This is a genomic window from Mesorhizobium sp. B2-4-17, from assembly GCF_006441275.1.
GTDB lineage: Bacteria > Pseudomonadota > Alphaproteobacteria > Rhizobiales > Rhizobiaceae > Mesorhizobium.
Window position 1 is genome coordinate 83,503 of the sequence record NZ_VFUX01000017.1, and the last position, 21,730, is coordinate 105,232.

Annotated in this window: 16 protein-coding genes, 1 tRNA gene and 1 pseudogene; 8 read left to right on the top strand and 10 right to left on the bottom strand. The window is 61.8% G+C overall.

Annotation, left to right across the window (positions count from 1 at the left end):
• Nucleotides 1-624: 624 nt before the first annotated feature.
• The 4 genes from proS (at nt 625) to FJ548_RS15280 (ending at nt 4,339) form a co-directional block, all read left to right on the top strand.
• Nucleotides 625-1,953: a proline--tRNA ligase gene (gene proS / locus FJ548_RS15265; protein ID WP_140610486.1), complete on the top strand. Its 1,329-nt coding sequence runs from the start codon at nt 625-627 to the stop codon at nt 1,951-1,953.
• Nucleotides 1,950-3,236 (top strand): lipoprotein-releasing ABC transporter permease subunit, encoded by a 1,287-nt coding sequence (locus FJ548_RS15270; protein ID WP_140610487.1) that lies wholly within the window; start codon nt 1,950-1,952, stop codon nt 3,234-3,236. The genes proS and FJ548_RS15270 overlap by 4 nt, the downstream gene beginning before the upstream one ends.
• Nucleotides 3,233-3,916 carry an ABC transporter ATP-binding protein gene (locus tag FJ548_RS15275; RefSeq protein WP_181165635.1) on the top strand — a complete coding sequence of 228 codons (684 nt, stop codon included), beginning with the start codon at nt 3,233-3,235 and terminating at the stop codon, nt 3,914-3,916. Before FJ548_RS15270 ends, FJ548_RS15275 begins: the two co-directional genes overlap by 4 nt.
• Before the next feature lie 129 nt (nt 3,917-4,045).
• The gene (locus tag FJ548_RS15280) at nt 4,046-4,339 is read left to right on the top strand and encodes a GYD domain-containing protein (protein WP_140778278.1); all 294 of its coding nucleotides are present in this window, start codon (nt 4,046-4,048) and stop codon (nt 4,337-4,339) included.
• 341 nt (nt 4,340-4,680) lie between these two features.
• Here FJ548_RS15280 and FJ548_RS15285 read toward each other — a convergent pair whose 3' ends face one another.
• A complete protein-coding gene (locus FJ548_RS15285; RefSeq protein WP_140778279.1) occupies nt 4,681-5,532 on the bottom strand; it encodes a tetratricopeptide repeat protein in 852 nt (283 codons plus the stop codon).
• Nucleotides 5,533-6,348: 816 nt separating this feature from the next.
• Between FJ548_RS15285 and FJ548_RS15295 the strand changes: the two genes are divergently transcribed.
• Nucleotides 6,349-7,599 carry a site-2 protease family protein gene (locus FJ548_RS15295; protein ID WP_140767060.1) on the top strand — a complete coding sequence of 417 codons (1,251 nt, stop codon included), beginning with the start codon at nt 6,349-6,351 and terminating at the stop codon, nt 7,597-7,599.
• A gap of 16 nt (nt 7,600-7,615) precedes the next feature.
• On the opposite strand, the gene lipB is transcribed toward FJ548_RS15295, so the two are convergent.
• Nucleotides 7,616-8,359, bottom strand: a complete 744-nt coding sequence (lipB, locus tag FJ548_RS15300; RefSeq protein WP_140767059.1) for a lipoyl(octanoyl) transferase LipB — start codon at nt 8,357-8,359, stop codon at nt 7,616-7,618.
• Nucleotides 8,360-8,584: 225 nt separating this feature from the next.
• Between lipB and FJ548_RS15305 the strand changes: the two genes are divergently transcribed.
• A tRNA-Leu gene (locus FJ548_RS15305) sits at nt 8,585-8,669 on the top strand.
• 81 nt (nt 8,670-8,750) lie between these two features.
• On the opposite strand, the pseudogene FJ548_RS15310 reads toward FJ548_RS15305, so the two are convergent.
• Nucleotides 8,751-8,975: pseudogene (locus FJ548_RS15310) on the bottom strand (tyrosine-type recombinase/integrase); the annotation flags it as partial.
• A gap of 410 nt (nt 8,976-9,385) precedes the next feature.
• Between FJ548_RS15310 and FJ548_RS15315 the strand changes: the two are divergent.
• Nucleotides 9,386-10,516 (top strand): ionic transporter, encoded by a 1,131-nt coding sequence (locus tag FJ548_RS15315; RefSeq protein ID WP_140696866.1) that lies wholly within the window; start codon nt 9,386-9,388, stop codon nt 10,514-10,516.
• A gap of 282 nt (nt 10,517-10,798) precedes the next feature.
• On the opposite strand, the gene FJ548_RS15320 is transcribed toward FJ548_RS15315, so the two are convergent.
• From FJ548_RS15320 to FJ548_RS15350, 7 genes are all read right to left on the bottom strand, one after another.
• Nucleotides 10,799-11,482: a hypothetical protein gene (locus FJ548_RS15320; RefSeq protein WP_140696869.1), complete on the bottom strand. Its 684-nt coding sequence runs from the start codon at nt 11,480-11,482 to the stop codon at nt 10,799-10,801.
• A 405-nt stretch (nt 11,483-11,887) separates the two neighbouring features.
• Nucleotides 11,888-14,572, bottom strand: coding sequence for a phosphoenolpyruvate carboxylase (locus tag FJ548_RS15325; protein ID WP_140778281.1), 2,685 nt, complete (start codon nt 14,570-14,572; stop codon nt 11,888-11,890).
• Between the two features lie 229 nt (nt 14,573-14,801).
• Nucleotides 14,802-15,701, bottom strand: a complete 900-nt coding sequence (gene sucD / locus FJ548_RS15330) for a succinate--CoA ligase subunit alpha (RefSeq protein ID WP_140696875.1) — start codon at nt 15,699-15,701, stop codon at nt 14,802-14,804.
• Nucleotides 15,702-15,715: 14 nt separating this feature from the next.
• Nucleotides 15,716-16,900, bottom strand: coding sequence for a malate--CoA ligase subunit beta (locus tag FJ548_RS15335; protein ID WP_140778282.1), 1,185 nt, complete (start codon nt 16,898-16,900; stop codon nt 15,716-15,718).
• Nucleotides 16,901-16,944: 44 nt separating this feature from the next.
• Nucleotides 16,945-17,898, bottom strand: a complete 954-nt coding sequence (locus FJ548_RS15340; protein WP_140696881.1) for a CoA ester lyase — start codon at nt 17,896-17,898, stop codon at nt 16,945-16,947.
• 13 nt (nt 17,899-17,911) lie between these two features.
• Nucleotides 17,912-19,102 carry an aminotransferase class V-fold PLP-dependent enzyme gene (locus tag FJ548_RS15345; RefSeq protein ID WP_140610497.1) on the bottom strand — a complete coding sequence of 397 codons (1,191 nt, stop codon included), beginning with the start codon at nt 19,100-19,102 and terminating at the stop codon, nt 17,912-17,914.
• A gap of 124 nt (nt 19,103-19,226) precedes the next feature.
• Nucleotides 19,227-19,895 (bottom strand): response regulator transcription factor, encoded by a 669-nt coding sequence (locus tag FJ548_RS15350; protein ID WP_140610498.1) that lies wholly within the window; start codon nt 19,893-19,895, stop codon nt 19,227-19,229.
• Between the two features lie 392 nt (nt 19,896-20,287).
• Between FJ548_RS15350 and mgtE the strand changes: the two genes are divergently transcribed.
• Nucleotides 20,288-21,706: a magnesium transporter gene (gene mgtE, locus FJ548_RS15355; protein WP_140778283.1), complete on the top strand. Its 1,419-nt coding sequence runs from the start codon at nt 20,288-20,290 to the stop codon at nt 21,704-21,706.
• Nucleotides 21,707-21,730: the final 24 nt, after the last annotated feature.

The window sequence follows — 21,730 nt, forward strand, 5'->3', positions numbered from 1 at the left end:
AGATCGTGAGGATGCGGTCCGCGATGCTGCCGCATTTTCGCGACCATACACCTGCTGACGCAAGGTCATGTGACCTGGCAACTCACCGCGCTAACCAGATGATTGCACAAAAAAAATGCAAGGCACAAGGCCTTGCAATTAAACGCGTCCGATCTGTTTCCGGTTTCCGGCGGCAGCGAGTAACCGCGCCTAGATCGCATCCTCCCAAGACTTTGACCGCGTAGGAGAGCAGATTTTTCTCCGCCCTCTCGGTTATCGCGGCACACTAGCCTAAGCCGAATGAAAAAGTCACGAAGAATTTTGCCTCGAAACAGGCATTCTCGTGCTGCACTGCACAATAGTATGGCATGGTTTGCTTTCGAAACGACCAGCAAGGCGTGGCGCAGCCTTTACGGCATGTCCTGAATTGACGCGCGCAAAGAATTGAAGGCCAAGCCCAAAGACGATCGGTGCGCTTCATTGCCGACGCGGCCTGATCGGAAACCGAAGGATTCCGGGCTGAAACGCGGCATTGTGCCGGTGTGGCCGGGTTTCCAATCCGTCATGAAATGGCTATGAAGCCGGGGCAAGCAAGCCTGCGTCGCGCCGATTCTGGCGTGGCCGTTCTCATTCACGGACCAGTCCATGCGTTTGTCGCGCTATTTCCTGCCTATCCTCAAAGAAAATCCGCGCGAGGCCGAGATCGTCTCGCACCGGTTGATGCTGCGTGCCGGCATGATCCGCCAGCAGGGGCAGGGCAGTTTCTCTTGGCTGCCACTTGGCAAGCGGGTGCTGGACAAGGTCTGCCAGATTATCCGCGAGGAGCAGAACCGCGCCGGCGCGCTGGAAATCCTGATGCCGACCATCCAGTCGGCCGATCTGTGGCGCGAAAGCGGCCGCTACAACGACTATGGCAAGGAGATGCTGCGCATCAAGGACCGCCAGGACCGCGACATGCTCTACGGTCCGACCAATGAGGAAATGGTCACCGAGATTTTCCGCGCCTATGTGAAGTCCTACAAGGATTTGCCGCTCAACCTCTACCACATCCAGTGGAAGTTCCGCGACGAGGTGCGGCCGCGCTTCGGCGTCATGCGCTCGCGCGAGTTCCTGATGAAGGACGCCTACTCCTTCGATCTCGACTTCGAGGGCGCGAGAGCCGCCTATAACAGGATGTTCGTCTCCTATCTCAGGACCTTTACGCGCATGGGCCTGCAGGCGATCCCGATGCGCGCCGACACCGGGCCGATCGGTGGCGATCTTAGCCATGAATTCATCATCCTGGCCGACACCGGCGAGAGCCAGGTTTTCTGCCATCGCGACTATCTTTCGCTTGCCGTGCCCGGCGCGAACACCGACTTCGCCAATGACGGCGAGATCGCTGACATCGTCAGGACATGGACGACGCCTTACGCCGCCACCGACGAAATGCATGACGAGGCGGCCTGGGAAAAGGTCCCCGACAGCGACAAGGTTTCGGCACGCGGCATCGAGGTTGGCCACATCTTCCATTTCGGCGAGAAATATTCGAAACCGATGGGCGCCAAGGTGACCGGCCCCGATGGCAAGGATCATTTCGCCTCCGGCGGCTCCTACGGCATCGGCCCGTCGCGGCTGGTCGCGGCAATCATCGAGGCCAGCCATGACGAGAACGGCATCATCTGGCCGGAGGCGGTGGCCCCCTTCGACATCGGCTTGATCAACATGAAGGTCGGCGACGCCGACTGCGACCGCGTCTGCGACGAGCTCAATGCCGCCTTCACCGCTGCAGGCAAGGATGTGCTCTACGACGACACCGACCAGCGGCCGGGCGGCAAGTTCGCCACCGCCGACCTGATCGGCCTGCCCTGGCAGGTGATCGTGGGCCCTCGCGGCGTGGCCGCCGGCGAGGTCGAAATCAAGAATCGCAAAACCGGCGAGCGCGTAACGCTGCCGGTCGCCGACGCGAAAAAACGCTTCGGTGTCGCCGCATGAGCGACGCGGCCATGGCAAGGTCGGCGGGCGCCGGCCCCTTTTCCATCTTCGAACGCACGGTGGCGTGGCGCTACCTGCGTTCGCGGCGCAAGGAGACGGTGATCTCGGTCATCGCCTCGATCTCCTTCCTCGGCATCATGCTGGGGGTGGCGACGCTGATCGTGGTCATGGCCGTGATGAACGGGTTCCGCGCCGAGCTTTTGACGCGCATTCTTGGCGTCAACGGTCACCTGATCGTGCAACCGCTCGATTCTCCGCTCGAGGACTATGCGCAGGTCGCCAGCCGCATCAACGGCGTGGCCGGCGTCAAATATGCTCTGCCGTTGATCGATGGCCAGGTGCTGGCGCAAGGCAATGTCGGCGGCGGCACGGGCGCGCTGGTGCGCGGCATTCGCGGCGAGGATCTCGGCAAGATCGCCATCGTCGCCAGCAACATCAAGCAGGGCACGCTCGCCAATTTCGATGCCGGCGAGGGCGTGGCCATCGGCAAGCGCATGGCCGAGAATCTCGGCCTGACGCTGGGCGACACCATCACGCTCATCTCGCCGGACGGCGACGTGACGCCGCTCGGCACGACACCGCGCATGAAGGGCTACAAGATCGCGGCGATCTTCGAAGTCGGCATGTCGGAATATGACAGCTCCATCGTCTACATGCCGTTCTCCGAGGCGCAGCTCTATTTCAACATGGACGGGCGTGCGCAGACGATCGAGATCTATGTCGACAATCCCGACGATGTCGACGCGCTGAAGCCGAAGATAGAAGAAGCGGCGCAGCGGCCGATCGACCTCGTCGACTGGCGCCAGCGCAACGAGACCTTCTTTTCCGCGCTTCAGGTCGAACGCAACGTGATGTTCATGATCCTGACGCTGATCGTGCTGGTGGCGGCGCTCAACATCATCTCCGGCCTTGTCATGCTGGTGAAGGACAAGGGGCACGACATCGCCATCCTGCGCACCATGGGCGCGTCGCGCGGCGCCATCCTGCGCATCTTTCTGATGACGGGGGCCGCGATCGGCGTGACAGGCACCATTGCCGGCGTGCTGCTCGGTGTCGTCATCTGCCTCAATATCGAATCAATCCGTCAGTTCTTCTCCTGGATGACCGGCAAGGTGCTGTTCAATCCGGAGCTCTATTTCCTCAGCCAGTTGCCGGCGAAAATGGATCCGCGCGAGACGACCTATGTCATCATCATGGCGCTCGGCCTGTCCTTCCTGGCAACGGTGTTTCCGGCATGGCGGGCGGCCCGCCTCGATCCGGTCGAAGCCCTGAGGTATGAGTGATGGCCGAGGCCATTATCGAGCTGAAGAGCGTCGAGCGGCATTATGTCCAGGGGCCGCGCAAGCTCACGATTTTGAACGGCGCCGATTTTTCGCTGCGGCGCGGCGAGATGGTGGCGCTGGTGGCGCCATCGGGCACCGGCAAGTCGACGCTGCTGCATACGGCGGGCCTGCTGGAGCGTCCCGATGCCGGCGATGTCATTCTGTCGGGCCGGGCCTGCGGCCGGCTGTCAGACGACGAGCGCACGGCGATCCGCCGTAACGATGTCGGCTTCGTCTACCAGTTCCATCACTTGCTGCCGGAGTTTTCCGCGCTGGAAAACATCATGATGCCGCAGCTGATCAAGGGTTTGCCGCGCAAGGAAGCGGCTGAACGCGCGGCGCAGTTGCTCGACTACATGCAGATCGGCAAGCGCGCATCGCACCGGCCCGCCGAGCTCTCCGGCGGCGAGCAGCAGCGAGTCGCCATTGCGCGCGCGGTTGCCAATGCGCCGCTGGTGCTGCTGGCCGACGAGCCGACCGGCAATCTCGACCCGGTCACCGCTTCCTATGTCTTCGAGGCATTGGAGGCGCTGGTCCGGCAATCAGGCCTCGCGGCGCTGATCGCCACTCACAATCACGAGCTGGCATCGCGCATGGACAGGCGCGTCACGCTGGCCGACGGCAAGGTTGTCCCATTGTAGGCTGCGTAAATGGTGCGATGGCGTGTCTGGCCGCCTGTGGTTCGCACACCCGGCACGTGTTATCGTAGGCTCTGGGAGACGGCGGACGCGCCGTGAGCGCCCGCCCGCTCCCCATTGTGGGAGGAACGAATGGCTTACTATGTGCTGCTCTCGAATTTCACAGACCAAGGTATGAAGAGCATAAAGGATACCCAGAAGCGTGCCGAGGCCTTCAAGGCGATGGCCAGCAAAAGCGGCGTCAAGGTACACACCCTGTTGTGGACGCTTGGCCAACATGATGTCGTGGCGATTGCCGAAGCCGACGACGACATTGCCGCGACCGCACTATCCCTGTCGATCGCATCGCTGGGCAACATCAGAACTCAGACTCTGAGGGCGTTCGACACGGCAGATATGGCCAAGGTAATGGCAAAGATGGCCTGACCGGTGGCCGTGCTGCCGTGCGCGACCAATGGGAGCCGGCGCCGTGGGCTGGAGATAGAAGAAAATTTTGCACCTCGGCTGGCAGCTACCGGCCGCCCAAATGGTGCAGCGGCGATCGGCTGCGACAGCCACTTCAATGGCATGGGTGTTCATGCCATCCGGTTAGAGCGCTTTACAGTTTCACGAAAACGGTGAACTGCTCTAACTCTTTGACGCAATTCCGGACGGAAAACCGTTTCACACTTTTCCTGAAATTGCTCAGGCTCTTTGTTTTGACGCAATTCCGAACGGAAAACCGTTTCACACTTTTCCTGGAATTGCTCAAGTCACCGCGCCTCTCATCAAGGCGTTGAAGGCCGCCTACTTGCGGCGGGCTTAATGCCAGCAATCGCAGCCGCGACTTCCCGATCGTCGGGAACTGCCCGGCTGTAGGTGTGAAGATCGCTTGCCGCGGAGTTGAGACGCGCCATGCCGCGCTGCTTCAGCGCGGCCAAATTGCCGGGGTCCTGGGCAATGGCGAGAGAGAGGTCCTCGACAGCCTCACTCGCACGGCCGGCTTCCATTTTGACCCTCGCACGTTCGACCATGAACCCTGCATTGTTAGGATCGAGGGAAATTGCTCGGTCGAAATCGCTCAAAGCAGAAGCAAACTGTTTTAGGTCTTCAAAAACAAGACCACGGCTGTGATAGACAAAGGCTTTGTGCGGCGCCAAGTCTATTGCGTGATTGGCGTCCGCGAGTGCTTCCTGATAAAGGCCGAGGGATCGCAGGGCGGCCATACGATTGTCGACATAGCCAGCCACGGTCGGATTAGCCACGATGAGGCGTGAGAAATCTTTGACAGCTTCGGAAAATATTCCGAGTTGCATGAGCGCATTGCCTCTTCGAAGAAGGAGGCGATCGGTCATCTCTCCGCCAGGTCGACCTCTCAATGCAATCGAGCAATAGTAAACCTTGTCGTTCGGTGTCTTCGAATGAATACAGCGCTCTATATCACCGTTGGAGGCTTTTGCGTCCGAAGTGCTATTAAGGACAACGACCGGGATCAGGCCCATCGCCAAAATTCCAAAAACCCGCCAAGCCATAACAAAACTCCCCATAGCCACACACGCGAATATCATGAGAGATTTGCCAGTGACGAGGGTACTTTGATGAGAAGAATGCATCGAGTTCCCCAAAGTCGTCTGGGACATCGGACAGGCCGATCCCGATTGAGCGCGCCTCAAGCAGGCGGCGGCCAGCGGGTGACAGGCAAGGGAAAATACGGTGGTGCCAATCAGGCTGACCGTTGGCGAAAGCGCATGAGACAAGGCCGCCGATGGCGACTTTCCCGCGTTGGTGTCACATGGGCACTGGTCGTGTTGGCGATTGCGATCTGCTCCGGCTTAATCGCATTGAAGGCTCATTGGCGGCTCTCAGGATAGGGTGATCATCATTCCGATAAACTCGCCGGGCGAAGACCCCAACAACCTCGAAGCCCGGCGAGCCTACAACCTGATCAGAGTACGCGATCAGGACCGGGATCAACCGGCAACACCTACGGAGCAAGACGGATGCCAGCCCCTTCGTCTTGAAATGAGACAGGAAGCCTGCTGGCGCGGCGCAATTGTCAGAACCATCCGTCGTCGTCATGCGCCGTGTCGGCGCGGCAGCCTTGAACGGTCTGCTGGCACCGCCTTGTCAAACGACCCTCCGGACCGGTTAACCGTTCACTAACCGTGTCAAATTCTCCTCCTATCCCCCTATGCTCGGTCGTTGACATTCGAACAAAATTAGAACAAAATACGAACATACAAACAACAGGAGAGAGTTATGACCGATCTGGTTCAGGATGTCGTCTCGCTTGTCTGCATGAGCACGTTCCTCATTTCCATGGCGATCTGGATCGGAGCCATGTGAATTGGCGGCGTGCCGTCGCTGTTTCCTCGATGGCCAGGGCCACTCCGCCCGTTAAGCCTTTCTTGCCGCCCCGACGTTAGGGTACCCTGAAGGCAGGGAGCAACGTCCAGGTGTCGCCGATCGTTACGGCCATTCTCGTGGCCAGCAATCTCGGGCTGATCTTTCTCTTGATGACCATGCCGCTTGGTTTGCGCACGGTCAGGGTGAGCCGCGTGGTTGCCATGGACCGCCAGCGCCTCTGGCAGGCGCTGTGGCCGCTTGGCAGCGATGCCGGCTGGTCCGGTGAGATCCTGTCAGCCGAAGCGCTGGACGGGGAGGGCGTGACCCGCATCATGCTGTCGTGGGAAGGCCGCGACGGCAAGCCGATCGAGCGCAGGTCAAAGTTTGAGGACGTTGTCGAGGGCAGCCGGTTTTCGATGCGCGTCATCGAGGATACCGTGCTCGATAGTTCTTTCTGGAAGGATTATCAGGAGACCACCGAACTGGTTTCCGAGGGTCATGGCACAAGGGTGACCCTTGGCCGGACCGACCGCTACCGCGGCATTGCCTTCCTGGTGTTCCGTTACTTCGCCATGCGCCGCGAGCTCTCCAAGCTGCAGCGCTGGGCGACGACCGGGCGTTATCGCAAAGGCGGCTGGTTCGAGCATCCGCTGAGCCAGATCGGCTTTGCGGTGCTGTCGGCATTGATCCTATGGCCGTTCTTCGGTCTCCATCTCGGCGGGCTGGCGCTGGCCACGATCCTGACGTCGGTGGTGGCCTTGCACGAGCTTGGCCACATGGCGGCGTTCCGGCTGATGGGGCACCGCAAGGCACGGATGATCTTCATCCCGCTGCTCGGCGGCATCGCCATTGGCGGCCGGCCCTACAACAGCCGGTTCGAAGTGGCCTTCGTGGCATTGATGGGGGCGGGGTTCTCCGCTTTCTTGGTGCCGATCGTCATAGCCGCCAGCGCGTTTGCCGGCGGCGAGGGGCACAAGGGCGCCGCCGCGCTGCTCGCGGCGCTGGCAGGCTGCGTGGCCCTGTTCAACATCGCCAATCTGGTGCCGGTGTGGAAGTTCGATGGCGGTCAGGTGCTGCGCCAGATCTGCCCAGGGCCGATCTGGCTGGCGGTGGCCTCGTTCCTGCTGCTCTCGGCCTTGCTGATGATTGGCGGGCAGGCCGGGTTCTCCTCCGGCTTTCTGCTCGCGGCGGGAGCGGTCTTTTCGATCCTCAGCCTGCTGACCATGGGCAGCGGGGTGAAGCCGCGCCACGAACTGGAACCGATCCGCGCGGTCGACCGGTTCGCCATGGCCGGCGCGCTGCTGGCGGTGTTCGTCATCCATGGCTGCGGCGTCCTGTGGGCGTCGGCGCAATTGCTTTGAGCTGAACCCGCCAGGTTCAACCGATCTTGCGAGCAGCCTCGGCAGGCAAGGCCGCGGCGGGGCCGAAGACGTCCTCGAAGGCGGATTTGAGCGCCAGATCAAGGTCGGCCATGCCAATGGGAAGGCCGAGGTCGACGAGGCTGGTGACGCCGTGATCCTGCACGCCGCAGGGCACGATGCCGCCGAAATGGCCGAGGTTCGGCTCGACGTTGATGGCTATGCCGTGAAAGCTCACCCAGCGCCGCAGCCGAATGCCTATTGCCGCGATCTTGTCCTCTGCCGGCGAGCCGTCCGGCAGAGCAGGGCGATCGGGCCGGACAACCCAGACACCGACCCGGTCCTCGCGCCGTTCGCCGCGCACGTTGAAGACGGCGAGCGTGCCGATTATCCACTGTTCGAGCGCGGCGACGAAGGCGCGCACATCCTCGCGGCGCCGCTTCAGGTCGAGCATGACATAGGCGACCCGCTGGCCGGGGCCATGATAGGTGTATTCGCCGCCACGCCCGGCCGAAAAGACCGGAAAGCGGTCAGGATCGATCAGGTCCTCGATGCGCGCGCTGGTGCCGGCGGTATAGAGCGGTGGATGTTCGACCAGCCAGACCATTTCTCCGGTTGCTCCGCCGCGGATCGCCTCGGCACGCGCCTCCATGAAGGCCAGCGCATCGGGGTAGGCGGTGAGGCCAGGCTCGACCAGCCATTCGACCGGCGCCGAACCGGGGAGCGGCAGGAACGACGTGGCGATCTGGCTGCGTTCTGGCATGGCTTTTTCGTTTTTCGCTTGTGCATCCCGCGGGTCAAGCCCGAAGCATGCGACCGGGCGGCATGCGTCCGCTCTCCATATGGCGACATCGGGTACAAACGTCCAGTTTCCCAATCCTGTGGACCGTTATGCCAATCGCCTGAGATTATTGCTCGCCACGCACTTGTTTCGCCGGAAACGATTTGCTACACGCCGCGAGCCGGTCGGTTCCGGCTCCTACCACGTGCGGTCGTGGCGGAATTGGTAGACGCGCAGCGTTGAGGTCGCTGTGGGGCAACCCGTGGAAGTTCGAGTCTTCTCGACCGCACCATACGATTTTTTGACCAATGAAATCATTACGAAATTTCACCATTATCCCGCACCTGAACCGGGGGTGCGGGCGTTGGGCGTTCTCGATCTTTTCCGAAGCGGCCATAGCCAGGCGCTTGCGATCGGCCGTTTTCGTGTAGAGCGAGGCCATAGTTCCACCGGTCCAACCGAACAAAGCTTCGAGCTCTCGCATCGTTGCGCCGGCCTCGGCGGCTCGGGTGGCGCCAATTTTACGCACGCCATGAGCTGACTTTTTCACGCCAGCCGCATTACAGGCGGCGCGGAACATGTTGCCGAAGCTTTCCTTGGTGACAGGCTTGCCGTGGCCCTGTGTCAATGCCCTGGCAAGCCAGTTTCTTTGACTTCACAGTAAAATGTGGATTCGCAAGCCAAGGTGATTGGCGAGCGGCCGTCTGTTCCGTACCGATTAGCGCGCGCGGCTGTAGCGAATGCCGCTTTCAACGCGGCCAATCGACCGTCGGCCGATTGCTAGGTTTCGCATTTGCCAGTAATCAATTTCAGTGCCTATCCAAGTTATAAGATAAACATCATCTTTCTATCCGCCGGCCGCCGGAAGGCCGTAGCGCTGGCAGTTTTTCTAGCTTCCAAACCATAAGGCTTTGCCCACTCGACGGAAGCGTCAGACGGCAACTTCACTTAACGAACGGTGGCATTTTTCGGAGCACGAGTTCAAAGACACACCCGTAGGCAACACTAATGAACGCCAACGAAATATCAATCACACGCGCTAGCGGGCGGGCCATTGTCCCATATGTGCTGCCGCCAACTGCTCTTGCAGCCGCTTTGGCAGTTCACATCAGCGGGCTGTCCGTTGATGAAGGTGCGATGAGCGTGAGAGTGCTGATCGGAGCGATCTCCAGTGCGCTGCTGTTTGTCACAGTCTTTGTCGTGCTCCATCATGCCGAGGCGGTCGCCAGGCGGTTGGGAGAACCTTATGGGACGCTGGTGCTTACCGTCGCCGTGACGGCGATCGAAGTCTCGATCATCGTCTCGATGATGTTGCATGGAGCCAACAATCCCACACTGGCGCGCGAGTCCGTGTTCTCGACAGTCATGATCACGTCGACCGGTGTGGTAGGCGTGTGCCTCACTCTGGGTGGATGGAAACATCGCAAGCAGGCGATTCTTCGCCAGGGCACAAGCGCCTACCTGGCGGTTCTTATCGCGCTGACCGTCCTAACACTCATCCTGCCGACCTATACGCGCGCCACCGGCCCGGGCACTTTTTCAACCGCGCAGCTGGCTTTTGTGAGCATACTGTCGGTGCTGCTCTATGCAGGTTTTGTTTTCGCACAGACAGTTCGCCATCGAGACGACTTCGTGGATGGGCAATCAAGTCACTCGCACGGCGGCGAACCCGAAGCGCGAGATGGGATAACCGCTAACGTACTCCTCATGATGGCTGGGCTGATTGGGATCGTAATGCTGGCGGAACAGGTTGCGGGTACCATCGAAAATGCGCTCATGTCTCTTCAGGTCACACAAGCTGATGCCATCGTTGGCGCGTTGATCGCGGCTCTGGTCTTGATGCCTGAAGCAGTGTCTGCGATACGCGCCGGACTGAACAATGAATTGCAGCGCGGCCTGAATGTCGCGATGGGATCAGCATGCGCTACGATAGGCTTGACGATCCCGGCGGTTGCTTTCGCCAGTTTAATTACCGGAAGGGGATTAACTCTTGGCATTCCGGCGAGCGACACGGTACTTCTGATCTTGGCGCTTTCGGTAAGCACCGTCAGTTTTGGGACAGAAAGAACCACGTTCCTTACGGGCCTCGTGCATATCGTTATTTTTCTGGCCTACGTTTTTCTGATTTTTATCCCGTAGCCAGGTTCATCAAGGCTAGAAGGCCTGAAAACATGCTTCGATTTTGACGCCAACCATTCTCATCGCGTTGGCCTGACGGCAATGCTGGGCGATCGCCTTGGCGTCGTTGTAAAGCTCTGACGCTCAAAGACATGGGTTATTTCAAAAGCACGGCTTGTTGAGCCGTGCCCTACGGGTGATGCCGGGGCACCAATTATATTACCCCTGTTGAGAGTTGTCGCCTTCTTTCCCGGGCTATACGGTGGCAGTAGGGTATTATGTTAATTCCGTGGACCCCTCACATCATCGGGCTTGGACGGGCAGGAAAAGGGTATGCACCCTCTCTTGCAACGGGTGGGTGTTTGGGACCCCTACATGCTTCCTCTGGCGCTCTAGGGTGTCACGCCAGTCAGTTTTCGTCTGCGGGCAATTGCGGCCAGAGCCGCTTTTGTCGCCAATGAAGTAGATGAACAGGAGGTGGGCCGGGACGTTCTGTTTATGGAGGAAGTTCAAGACCGCGAGTCGATTGCAATACTGATAGTAGCCGTTAAGCCAATCCCGTTCCGGGCTTACGCCAAGAGCCTGCTTGGTGGCTGCTAGGGTCGCCGCAATCCGAGCCCGACTGTGCTCGCTTGAGGCCGAGCACGAGGAAGCCACTTCCCCTTCATGCGCTTTGGCCTCGACCAGTAGCCATTGCCATTGGCCAGCTATCTGTACCCTGCCAACGCCATCCCAATTTGGGGGATTGCCGGTGCTTGGCCAGATCTTTCGCCACGCACTTTGCAACGGAACATCATGACTGAGGAAATTGAGTCCTTTCCATTCCCGGAGTTTCCCTGGATTGTTCGGATCGGGCGGTCCGGGGAGCCACTCAAGGTCCTCTGAGCCGGTGGTCGTTTGAATTGCGCTGTTCAGACTGATGCGATCAAATTCCAAGTACCGGAGCAAGTGAAATTCGCTCCCGTATCCATTGCCCAACTTACCCATTTTTTCTTCCACCCCTGCGGCCATATCCTTGTATAGGCTGGCGGTATCGTGGCGACGAGCCCTGCTGGCTCAGAACAGCTTTGTGCCTCGTGCAGGTTCTGCCCTCTTACCGCGCATCGCAGCAGTGAGGATCCGACCCGTCCGCCATGTACTGATGGTGCTCCCGTCCAACTCCAGATGCCCGACGAACGACCTCGAGATTGACCGTCGGTGACGGTCGCTGACCTGACAGAAGGTCTGAGCGGGGCCTCCATATGCCCGACTGCTGCAACTCGCCGAGCGCCGAGAAGACAGCGCCGGCATGGCCCGTGCGCCGGCCTTTGGAGCGGAAAGGCTGGCGCTATAGGGGCGATTGGCCCTGGACGATGATGCAATGCGACGAAGGCAGTTCGGCAGAAGGTGGGCCTATCCCGTCCACCCGAGGCCAGCCGAGATGCAATTGATCGATACGAGCAGAGCGTCGGTCGCCCGCTTTTGATCCGCCGTCCCGATCTTTGACCTGACTTCGCGCAGCAGTTCGACCTGCAGCCGGTGAATGTCATCCATCTGCCGCCGCAGATTGTCGAAACGCCGCTTGAACATCGGAAAGCGTGCGGAAAGATCGCCTCCCGTGAGGTCACCGATCAGGCGTCGCGTCAACTCGTATTCGGCGGCGATGCGGGCGTAGATTCGCCCAGCCGCTTGGCTGTCGGACACCAGGCCGGCGTAGAGCCGCGCGATCTCCATGTCGGACTGGTAAAGCGTCTTCTCGGCCTCGTCGACGATCAGGCGGAAGAAGCGCGAATGCTCGAACATGCGGGCCAGAAGATCGCGCCCGGCCTCGCCGCGCACTGTGACGAAGGCGCTCAGCGCGCTGCCGATGCCATACCAGCCGGTCAACAGATGACGGTTCTGGCTCCAGGCGAACACCCAGGGAATGGCGCGCAGGTCGGCAATGCCGCTGGCGCCGAAACGGCGATCCGGCCGTGAGCCCATTTTCAGCAGCGCCAGTTCCGCGACCGGGCTCGCCTGGTTGAAATAATCGAGAAAGCCGGGCTCGGCCATCAACCCGGCATAGGATGCCTGCGACATGCCTGCCAGCGCTTCCAGCGCTTCGTCGAACTCCGGCGTTTCCTTCGGTTCGACACTGCCGGGCGATCCGACGCTATGGGCCAGCACGCCAGCGGCGAGAACCTCGAGCTGGTTGAGGCCGGTGCCGCGATTGGCGAATTTCGACGATACGACCTCGCCCTGTTCGGTCACCCGCATGGCTCCGGCGACGGTGCCTGCCGGCTGTGCCGCGATTGCCCGGCCGGTCGGCGCGCCGCCACGGCTGACAGAGCCGCCGCGACCATGAAAGAAGCTGATCCTGACCCTATGCTTACGGCCGATGGCAGCGAGGCGCTTTTGCGCCTTTGCCAATTCCCAATTGGAAGCCAGGAAACCGCCGTCCTTGTTGGAATCCGAATAGCCAAGCATGATCTCCTGGCGCGCGCCGAAATCCCGCACCGTCCGCCTCACCAGCGAAATGCCGAGCAATTCGTTCAGGATGACGGGTGCTGCCTGCAGATCGGCGATGGTCTCGAACAATGGCACGATCCGCAGCCTGATTGTGCCGCCGCCGTCAGGCGCGGTGGAGAGTCCGCAATATTGCGCCAGTAGATAGACCGCGAGCAGATCGTCGGCCGAGCGGGTCATGCTGAGAACGAAAGAGCCGACGGCGTCGGCATCCGAGCTGGAGATCTGTTCGCGGATGACGGAGAATGTCGAAAGCATTTCACCTGCTTCCGGCGAAAGCCGGCTTGCGTCGATCTCCAGCCGTTTGCCCTCACTTAAGGCGGCGCGAATGCGCGCCGACCATTGCGGTGTGCCGGCCGCGACCGGACCTGCGGGATTTGTCAGCGCAAACAGCTCGGCCAGCACACGGTTGACGACCGTGGAGTTCTGCCGGATGTCGAGCGAGACGGTACGGAAGCCGAAGCTTCCGACCTGCCAAAGCAGGGGCTGCACGAAACGCCTGGCTACCGCGCGCCCTCCGATTGCTTCGAGAACGCATGACAGGCCGTTCAGATCGGCACGAAACGCCTCCGCCGAGAGGTACGCCGCCGGGCCGCCGTCTCGCGTGGCCTCCAGCCGGGCAAGCAAGGCCGAAGCGAACTGGCGAAGCGGTTCGTCAGGGTTGCGGATGGCGATCTCTTGCGACTGTCCGCTTTTATCAAGTGCCATTTGCAGCACCGGCTTGAAGCTGGCCGGCAGGTCAATGACGTTCGAGCTGGCGCTGAGCACCCTCACCAGCCGCTGCACCTGTGTCAGATACCAGCCTATGGCGGTATTGCGGTATTCGGCCACGGCATGGGCGGTGACCAAAGCCGTCACGTTTGGATTGCCATCGCGGTCGCCGCCGATCCACGAGGCATAGCGCATGAAAGAAGGGATTCTGATCGGCTCTCCCGGATAGTGACGCTCGAAAGCGCCTTGAAGCTTGCCGTAGAGCTGCGGCGTCGCCTCGAAGATGACTTCGCGAAAGAAATGCAGGCCCCAGGCGATTTCGCGTTCGACCGTCGGACGCTCCAGCCGCAGTTCGCCCGTCATCCACAGAAGTTCGATCTCGCTTTCCAGATCGGCGACCAACAGGTCACGTTCGTCCGGCGCCCAGCGCGGCTGGTCGAGTTCGGTCAGCTTGCGATAGATACGGCGGTGGATTTCCAGAACCGTGACGCGTTTGGCCTCCGTCGGGTGCGCGGTCATGGTCGGGCCGACACAAAGCTCATCAAGGGCCGCCTGGACTTCGCCCGCCGAGTGGCCGTTCGCCGCCATCTGCGCGATCACGCTGGCGAACGACCCGGGCACTTCGTCGACACCCGCGCCTTGTTCGAGTTCGCGACGCCTTCGCATGGCAAGCAACTCGTCGGCAATCGTCAGCAACTGGAACCACACGCCGCTCGCCTGAAGCGCCGGGATGCGCTGCTCCGCGGCAAGCGAGACAAGCGACCTGCGTCCGCTTAGAACAGCGGCGATCTCCGGCTCGCGCGCGCTTGCGACCTGAAGCAGCAGGCGCAACAAAAGGCTGCGCTCGTCCTCACGAAATCTGATGCGTCTGCTCTGTTCCAAACCGGTTTCCTGACCCGTCCATCAATTGCGCTGCAGCCGCGCCCTTAGAGCGATTCAGTGACTGCGTGAGACGCCGAACCGCTCCAAGTATCTGTTTTTTCGCATCGCTTGCGTTGGACGCGGTGTCGAAGCGTTCTGAGGAGTTTCCTGCCGATCCGTGGACCCGCGTTTCCGCCACCCCCAAACAGACTTCCCATTTCGCGTTATGCGGCCTTCGGCCGGTCGGCCATCAAGCAGCCTTCTTCATGCGTGCCAGCGTATCCGCCACGACCTCGCCGAAGGAGGATGGTGTCGGCACGATGACGACGCCGGCCTCCTTCAGGATTTCGACCTTCTCCTGCGCCGACTCGCCGAAGGCCGAGATGATGGCGCCGGCGTGGCCCATGCGGCGGCCTTTCGGCGCCGAAAGGCCGGCGATATAGGCGATCAATGGCTTGCGCATGTTGTCGCGCGCCCAGATCGCGGCTTCGGCTTCCTGCGGCCCGCCGATCTCGCCGATCATCACCACGGCATCGGTCTCGTCATCCTGTTCGAACAGCCTCAGAATGTCCTTGAAGGACGAGCCGTTGATCGGATCGCCGCCGATGCCGACGCTGGTCGACACACCAATGCCGAGCGCCTTCATCTGCGAGGCGGCCTCGTAGCCGAGCGTGCCGGAGCGCCCGACGATGCCGATGCGGCCGGGCAGGTAGATCGAGCCGGGCATGATGCCCATCAGCGCCTGTCCCGGCGTGATGATGCCGGCGCAGTTCGGGCCGACCAGCCGCATGCGGTCTTCGAAGCGGTAGCGGCGCATGTAGCGCTTGACCTGCATCATGTCCTGCGAGGGGATGCCGTCGGTGATGCAGACGCAGAGCTTTATGCCTGCATCGGCGGCCTCCATGATCGAATCGGCGGCGAAGGGCGGCGGCACGAAGACAATGCTGGCCTCGGCGCGAGTTTCGCGCACCGCGCCCTTGACCGTGTTGAAGACGGGCAGGCCGAGATGTGTCTGGCCGCCCTTGCCGGGGGTGACACCGCCGACGAGCTTGGTGCCATAGCGCTTCATGTCCTCGGCGTGGAAACTGCCGATCTTGCCGGTGAAGCCTTGCACGATAACGCGCGTGCTGCGGTTGAGCAGGATTGCCATGGTTTCGACCTCCCTCAGGCTGCTTTTTTCTCGTTGGCCGCACGCCATGCGGCGACGGCCTTTTCGGCGGCTTCGGCCAGCGTGTCGGCGACGATCACCGCCTCGCCGGAATCGGCCAGGATGCGGCGCCCTTCCTCGGCCTTGGTGCCGGAGAGCCGCACAACCAGCGGCACGGTCACGCCAACTTCACGGATCGCCTTGACGACGCCTTCGGCGACCCAGTCGCAGCGGTTGATGCCGGCGAAGATGTTGACGAGGATGGTCTCGACATTCTTGTCGCCAAGCACGGCGCGGAAGGATTTCGCCACCCGCTCGGGCGAGGCGCCGCCGCCGATGTCGAGGAAGTTGGCCGGCTCGCCGCCGGCGATCTTGATCATGTCCATGGTCGCCATCGCGAGGCCGGCGCCATTGATGATGCAGCCGATGTTGCCGTCGAGGCCGACATAGGAGAGGCCGCGGTCGCTGGCGAAGGTCTCGCGCGGGTCTTCCTGGCTCTTGTCGCGCAGTTCGGAGATTTCCGGCCGGCGGAACAGCGCGTTCTCGTCGAACGACATCTTGGCGTCGAGCGCGACCAGGTTGCCGTCGCGTGTCACCACCAGTGGATTGATCTCCAGCATCGAGGCGTCGTAGTCGCGGAACACCTGGTAGCAGCTGAAGATGGTCTCGGTCGCCTTGCCGATCAGGCTGTCCTCCAGCCCGAGCCCGAAGGCGATCTCGCGCGCCTGGAAGCGCTGCATGCCGACGCCGGGATCGACAGTCGCGCGGATGATGGAATCAGGTTTTTTCTCTGAGATGTCCTCGATCTCCATGCCACCGGCGGCCGAGGCCACGATCATGACGCGTTCTTCCTTGCGGTCGAGCACGAAGCCGAGATAGAGCTCCTGGGCGATGTCGACCGCTTCCTCCAGATAGAGCCGCGAGATCAGCTTGCCGCGCGGGCCGGTCTGATGAGTCACCAGCTTGCGGCCGAGCATCGCTTCGGCGGCGCTCGAGATCTCCTCGTCATTGGTGCATAGCTTGATGCCGCCGGCCTTGCCGCGCGCGCCGGAATGAACCTGCGCCTTCAGCACCCATTTGCCGCCGCCGATCTCGCGCACCCGGTAGGTCGCCTGTTCGGGGCTGTAGGCCAGCCCGCCGCGCGGCACATGCACTCCGTGACGGGCGAGCAGTTCCTTGGCCTGGTATTCGTGGATGTCCATTGTTATCCTCCCGTAAACTCATGCGTGGCGACGCGCGACTCTCGTCAGCGAGCAGGTTGGCCGGCGCGTTCGATGGCTTCGTTGACCACCAGGACGTTCCTCGCCATGCGCTCCGATGCGGCGTCGATCATCTTGCCGTCGAGGGCGGCCGCCCCCTTGCCGAGCGCCTCGGCCTCCTTCAGCACCTCGAGGATGCGCCTGGCCCGCGTCACCTCCTTCTCGGGAGGCGAGAAGACGTCGTTGGCGAGCGCGATCTGCGAGGGGTGGATCGCCCATTTGCCTTCGATGCCGAGTGCGGCGGCGCGCTTGGCTCCGGCGGTGTAGCCGTCAGGATCGGAGAAATCGCCGAACGGCCCGTCGATGGCGCGCAGGCCGTAGGCGCGGCAGGCGACCGTCATTCGCGACAGCGCGAAATGCCACTGGTCGCCGGGATAGTCGGGATTGAGGCCGCCGATGTTGACGGTGCGCGCCTTGCAGCTTGCCGCATAATCGGCGACGCCGAAATGCATCGCCTCCAGCCGGCCGGGTGTGGCGGCAATGGCCTCGACATTGGCCATGCCGAGCGCGGTCTCGATCAGCGCTTCGAGGCCGACGCGGGTTTTGTACCCCTTGGCCATCTCGATCTGGTTGACCATGGCCTCGACCATATAGAGGTCGGCCGGCACGCCGACCTTCGGCACCAGGATCGTGTCCAGGCGGTCGCCGGCCTGTTCCATCACATCGACCACGTCGCGGTACATGTAATGAGTGTCCAGACCGTTGATGCGCACCGAGACGGTCTTGCCCTTGGCGCGCCAGTCGATGTCGTTGAGCGCCTGGATGATGTTCTTGCGGGCGCGTTCCTTGTCGGGCGGGGCGACCGCGTCCTCGATATCGAGGAAGACGAAGTCGGCGGCGCTGTTCGCCGCCTTGTCGATCATCTCCGGGCTGGAGCCGGGAACCGCCAGCTCGCTGCGCTGCAGCCGCAATTTCTTAAGGTGGTTGATGGTGTGGCTCATCGTTGGCTCCCTCTCACGCCGCTTCGGCGACCGGCATCTGCGCCGAGGCGCGGAAGTGCTGTATGGCCGCGCCGACGCCGGAGCCCGGCGCCAGCCGCACGCCGCAATCGAGCAGCGCCATCTCGGCCGCCGAAAGCGAGGCGAGCACCATGACCTCGTTCAACCAGCCGAGATGGCCGATGCGGAACACCTTGCCGAACACCTTGTTGAGGCCGCCGCCGAGCGACGTCTGGTAGGTGCCGTAGGCGCGCTTGACGACGTCGCCGCTGTCGATGCCTTCCGGAACCAGGATGGCGCTCACCGTATCGGAATGCCATTTCGGCGCCTTGGCGCAGAGTTTCAGGCCCCACGCGTCGACCGCCTTGCGCACGCCTTCAGCGAGACGATGGTGGCGGGCGAAGATGGCGTCGAGCCCTTCGTCCTCGATCAGGTCGAGCGAGGCACGCAGGCCGCGCAGCAGCTGCGTCGCCGGCGTGTAGGGGAAATAGCCGGCATCGTTGGCGCGGATCATGTCCTCGAAGGAGAAGAAGCAGCGCCGGTGGGTGGCGGTTCTCGAAGCGACAAGCGCCTTTTTGCTCACCGACAGGAAGCCGAGACCGGCGGGCAGCATGAAACCTTTCTGCGAGCCGCTGACCGCGCAGTCGACGCCCCATTCCTCCTGACGGAAATCGATCGAGCCGATCGACGACACGCCGTCGACGAAGAGGAGGGCAGGATGGTTTGCCTCATCGAGTGCGGCGCGGCAGCCAGCGACGTCGCTGGTCACGCCGGTCGCCGTCTCGTTCTGCGTGCAGAAGACGGCCTTGATGCGGTGCGCCTTGTCAGCCTTCAGCCGCTCCGCGTAAAGCTCTAGCGGCACGCCGGTCCCCCATTCGCAGTCGATGGCATCGACTTCGAAGCCGAGGCGCTCGGCCATGTCGACCCACAGATGCGAGAACTGGCCGAAGCGCGACATCAGCACGCGGTCGCCGGGGCTGAGCACATTGGTCATCGCCGCTTCCCAGGCGCCCGTGCCCGAGGATGGATAGATGAAGACGCGGCCGTTCTCGTTCTTGAAGACGCGCTTGATGTCCTCGAACAGTGGCAGCGTGAGATCGGGGAAGGACGCGGCGCGCATGTCCTCCATTGGCAGGTTCATCGCCTGCCGGACCTGTTCGGGGATGTTGGTCGGCCCCGGAATGAAAAGATGGGTGAAACCGGCCATGGTGCGAACTCCTCCTGATCAAGCAAAGCGGTGACGGAGAGTTTCGTTTCGATGGCGAATGGAAGCCACACCTTGGCGGGTAAGATCTTGCCGCGTGCGGGTGGGACTGGCCTACCCGTTTGGCCTACCCGAAAGGCTGTTTCTGGGTACGCTTCTCGCGCGCATAGAGCGCTACGGCCATCGCCCGGTTGCGGACGTCGAGCTTGTCGTAGAGATTCTTGAGGTGGTATTTCACCGTGTTCTCGGAAATGCCCGTCCGCGTCGCGATCTGCAGATTGGTCCAGCCGTCGGAGAGCACCGCCAGCAGCTCGCGCTCGCGGACCGTGAGCAGCGCCAGCGGCGTGTCGTTGACCTTGTTGATGTCGATAAAGGGGATGCAGATGCGCCCGTGCGCGACGGCCAGCATCGTCTCGAAGATGATGGCCGGATCGTCGAACTGAAAGCAGTAGCCCTGGGCTCCCAGCCGCACGCACTGCTTCAGGATGCCGATGTCATGGTCGTTTGAAAACACCGTTATGCGCACATCAAGCTTGCGGCCCTGGACCTCGGCCAGAACATCCGCGCCATCCATGTCGGAGAGCTTCCAGCCGATGACGGCGACGTCGAATTCGCCCGCCATTGCCAGTTCCAGGAAATGCTTGCCGCTTTGCACCGAGCCCAGAAGTTCGAAACGCCCGTCGCATTCGAGCATTTCGCGCAGGGCCGATATGACGAGCGGATTGCGTTCGGCGACGACCACGCGAACGCGCCGCTCTTCGATTGCCTTGTCCGGTTTCTGCGAGCTGATCTTCAAGGGTTTCCGGCTGTTCGGGTTTCGGCCTGGGCGGTCCAGCCGATGCGTGGACCTGCATCATGACAATTCTGACCCAATTGCATAGGGGTGCTCTTTCCCCAGCGACATGCGCTGTCGCGCCGCCTGAACACCAAGCCCATCTTGTTCTCGTGAATTCGACAGGTTCCGGGCTCGACTGCCAGCACCACATCGGCGCAAGTCATCGCCAATGGAAAGTGTCCGTTTCATTCAGGATTTCCGTGGCTTAGAGCAACAGGTTGCGAACTCGAATCATGCTGTGCCCTATCTCTCTTTTTGTTTCAGCGTCGGACCCAAAACCGGTTTCCACTTTTCAAGATCATGGTCTAGACCTGACAGGCACCTTTTCGGGATTCTGATGGCGGGAGGCGCTGGTGGAAGACCAGGACAAGCAGACGACCTCCGCCAAGGCGGCTGACGAGGCCCACGCCGACATCTATGGCGATGACGGCGCGGTGCTTTCGTCCTTCCTTGCCCAGATCGGGGCTGCGATCGCCGACCGCGACACGCTGACCCTCAAGCGTGAAGTCGACCATCTGCACCAGTCGGAACTCGGCGACCTGATCGAGGCGCTGCATCCCGAACAAAGGCGGGCGCTGGTCGAACTCCTGGGCGCCGATTTCGACTTTTCCGCGCTGACCGAAGTCGACGAGGCGATCCGCATGGAGATCGTCGACAACCTTCCCAACGCGCAGATCGCGCAGGCGGTGCAGGAACTCGATTCCGACGACGCGGTCTACATTCTCGAAGACCTTGAAAAGGAAGATCAGGACGAGATTCTGTCGCAGTTGCCGTTCACCGAACGCATCAGGCTGCGCCGCTCGCTGGACTATCCGGAAGAGACCGCCGGGCGGCGCATGCAGACGGAGTTCGTCGCGGTGCCGCCGTTCTGGACCATCGGCCAGACGATCGACTACATGCGCGAGGACAAGAACCTTCCCGACCGCTTCAGCCAGATCTTCGTCATCGATCCGACCTTCAAGCTGCTAGGGGCTATCGACCTCGACCAGATCCTGCGCGCCAAGCGCTCGGTCAAGGTCGAGGAAGTCATGCACGAGACGCGCCACGCCATCCCGGCCACGATGGACCAGGAAGAGGCCGCGCGGGAGTTCGAGCAGTACGACCTGCTTTCGGCCGCCGTCGTCGACGAGAACGAGCGGCTGGTCGGCGTGCTGACCATCGACGACGTCGTCGACGTCATCCAGCAGGAAGCCGAGGAAGATCTCCTGCGCATGGGCGGCGTCGGTGACGAGGAGCTTTCCGACACCGTGCTTGCGACCTCGCGTTCGCGCGTTCCTTGGCTGCTGGTCAACCTTGTCACGGCATTCCTGGCGGCATCGGTGATCGGCCTGTTCGACCACACGATCGAGCGGATCGTGGCACTCGCCGTGCTGATGCCGATCGTGGCCGGCATGGGCGGCAATGCCGGTTCGCAAACCATGACCGTCACCGTGCGGGCGCTGGCGACCAAGGATCTCGACATCTACAATGCCGCCCGCATCATCCGCCGCGAAGTGGGTGTGGGCTTCATCAATGGCATCGTCTTTGCCGTTCTGATCGGCATCGTCGCCGCCGCGTGGTTTCGCGATCCCAATCTCGGCGGGATCATAGGAGCCGCCATGATCATCAACATGTTCGCGGCCGCACTTGCCGGCATCCTGATCCCGCTGCTGCTCGACAGGTTCAAGATCGACCCGGCCGTGGCGTCGGCGGTCTTCGTCACCACCGTCACCGACTGCGTCGGCTTTTTCGCCTTCCTCGGCCTCGCAAGCTGGTGGTTCGGCGTCAGGTGAACGGGCTCAATTGACTTTTACGTA

Excerpts from the sequence above, each read along its gene's own strand:
- proS (WP_140610486.1), top strand. The coding sequence starts at position 625 with ATGCGTTTGTCGCGCTATTTCCTGCCTATCCTCAAAGAAAATCCGCGC.
- FJ548_RS15270 (WP_140610487.1), top strand. The coding sequence starts at position 1,950 with ATGAGCGACGCGGCCATGGCAAGGTCGGCGGGCGCCGGCCCCTTTTCC.
- FJ548_RS15280 (WP_140778278.1), top strand. The coding sequence starts at position 4,046 with ATGGCTTACTATGTGCTGCTCTCGAATTTCACAGACCAAGGTATGAAG.
- FJ548_RS15285 (WP_140778279.1), bottom strand. The coding sequence starts at position 5,532 with ATGTCCCAGACGACTTTGGGGAACTCGATGCATTCTTCTCATCAAAGT.
- lipB (WP_140767059.1), bottom strand. The coding sequence starts at position 8,359 with ATGCCAGAACGCAGCCAGATCGCCACGTCGTTCCTGCCGCTCCCCGGT.
- FJ548_RS15315 (WP_140696866.1), top strand. The coding sequence starts at position 9,386 with ATGAACGCCAACGAAATATCAATCACACGCGCTAGCGGGCGGGCCATT.
- FJ548_RS15320 (WP_140696869.1), bottom strand. The coding sequence starts at position 11,482 with ATGGGTAAGTTGGGCAATGGATACGGGAGCGAATTTCACTTGCTCCGG.
- sucD (WP_140696875.1), bottom strand. The coding sequence starts at position 15,701 with ATGGCAATCCTGCTCAACCGCAGCACGCGCGTTATCGTGCAAGGCTTC.
- FJ548_RS15335 (WP_140778282.1), bottom strand. The coding sequence starts at position 16,900 with ATGGACATCCACGAATACCAGGCCAAGGAACTGCTCGCCCGTCACGGA.
- FJ548_RS15340 (WP_140696881.1), bottom strand. The coding sequence starts at position 17,898 with ATGAGCCACACCATCAACCACCTTAAGAAATTGCGGCTGCAGCGCAGC.
- FJ548_RS15345 (WP_140610497.1), bottom strand. The coding sequence starts at position 19,102 with ATGGCCGGTTTCACCCATCTTTTCATTCCGGGGCCGACCAACATCCCC.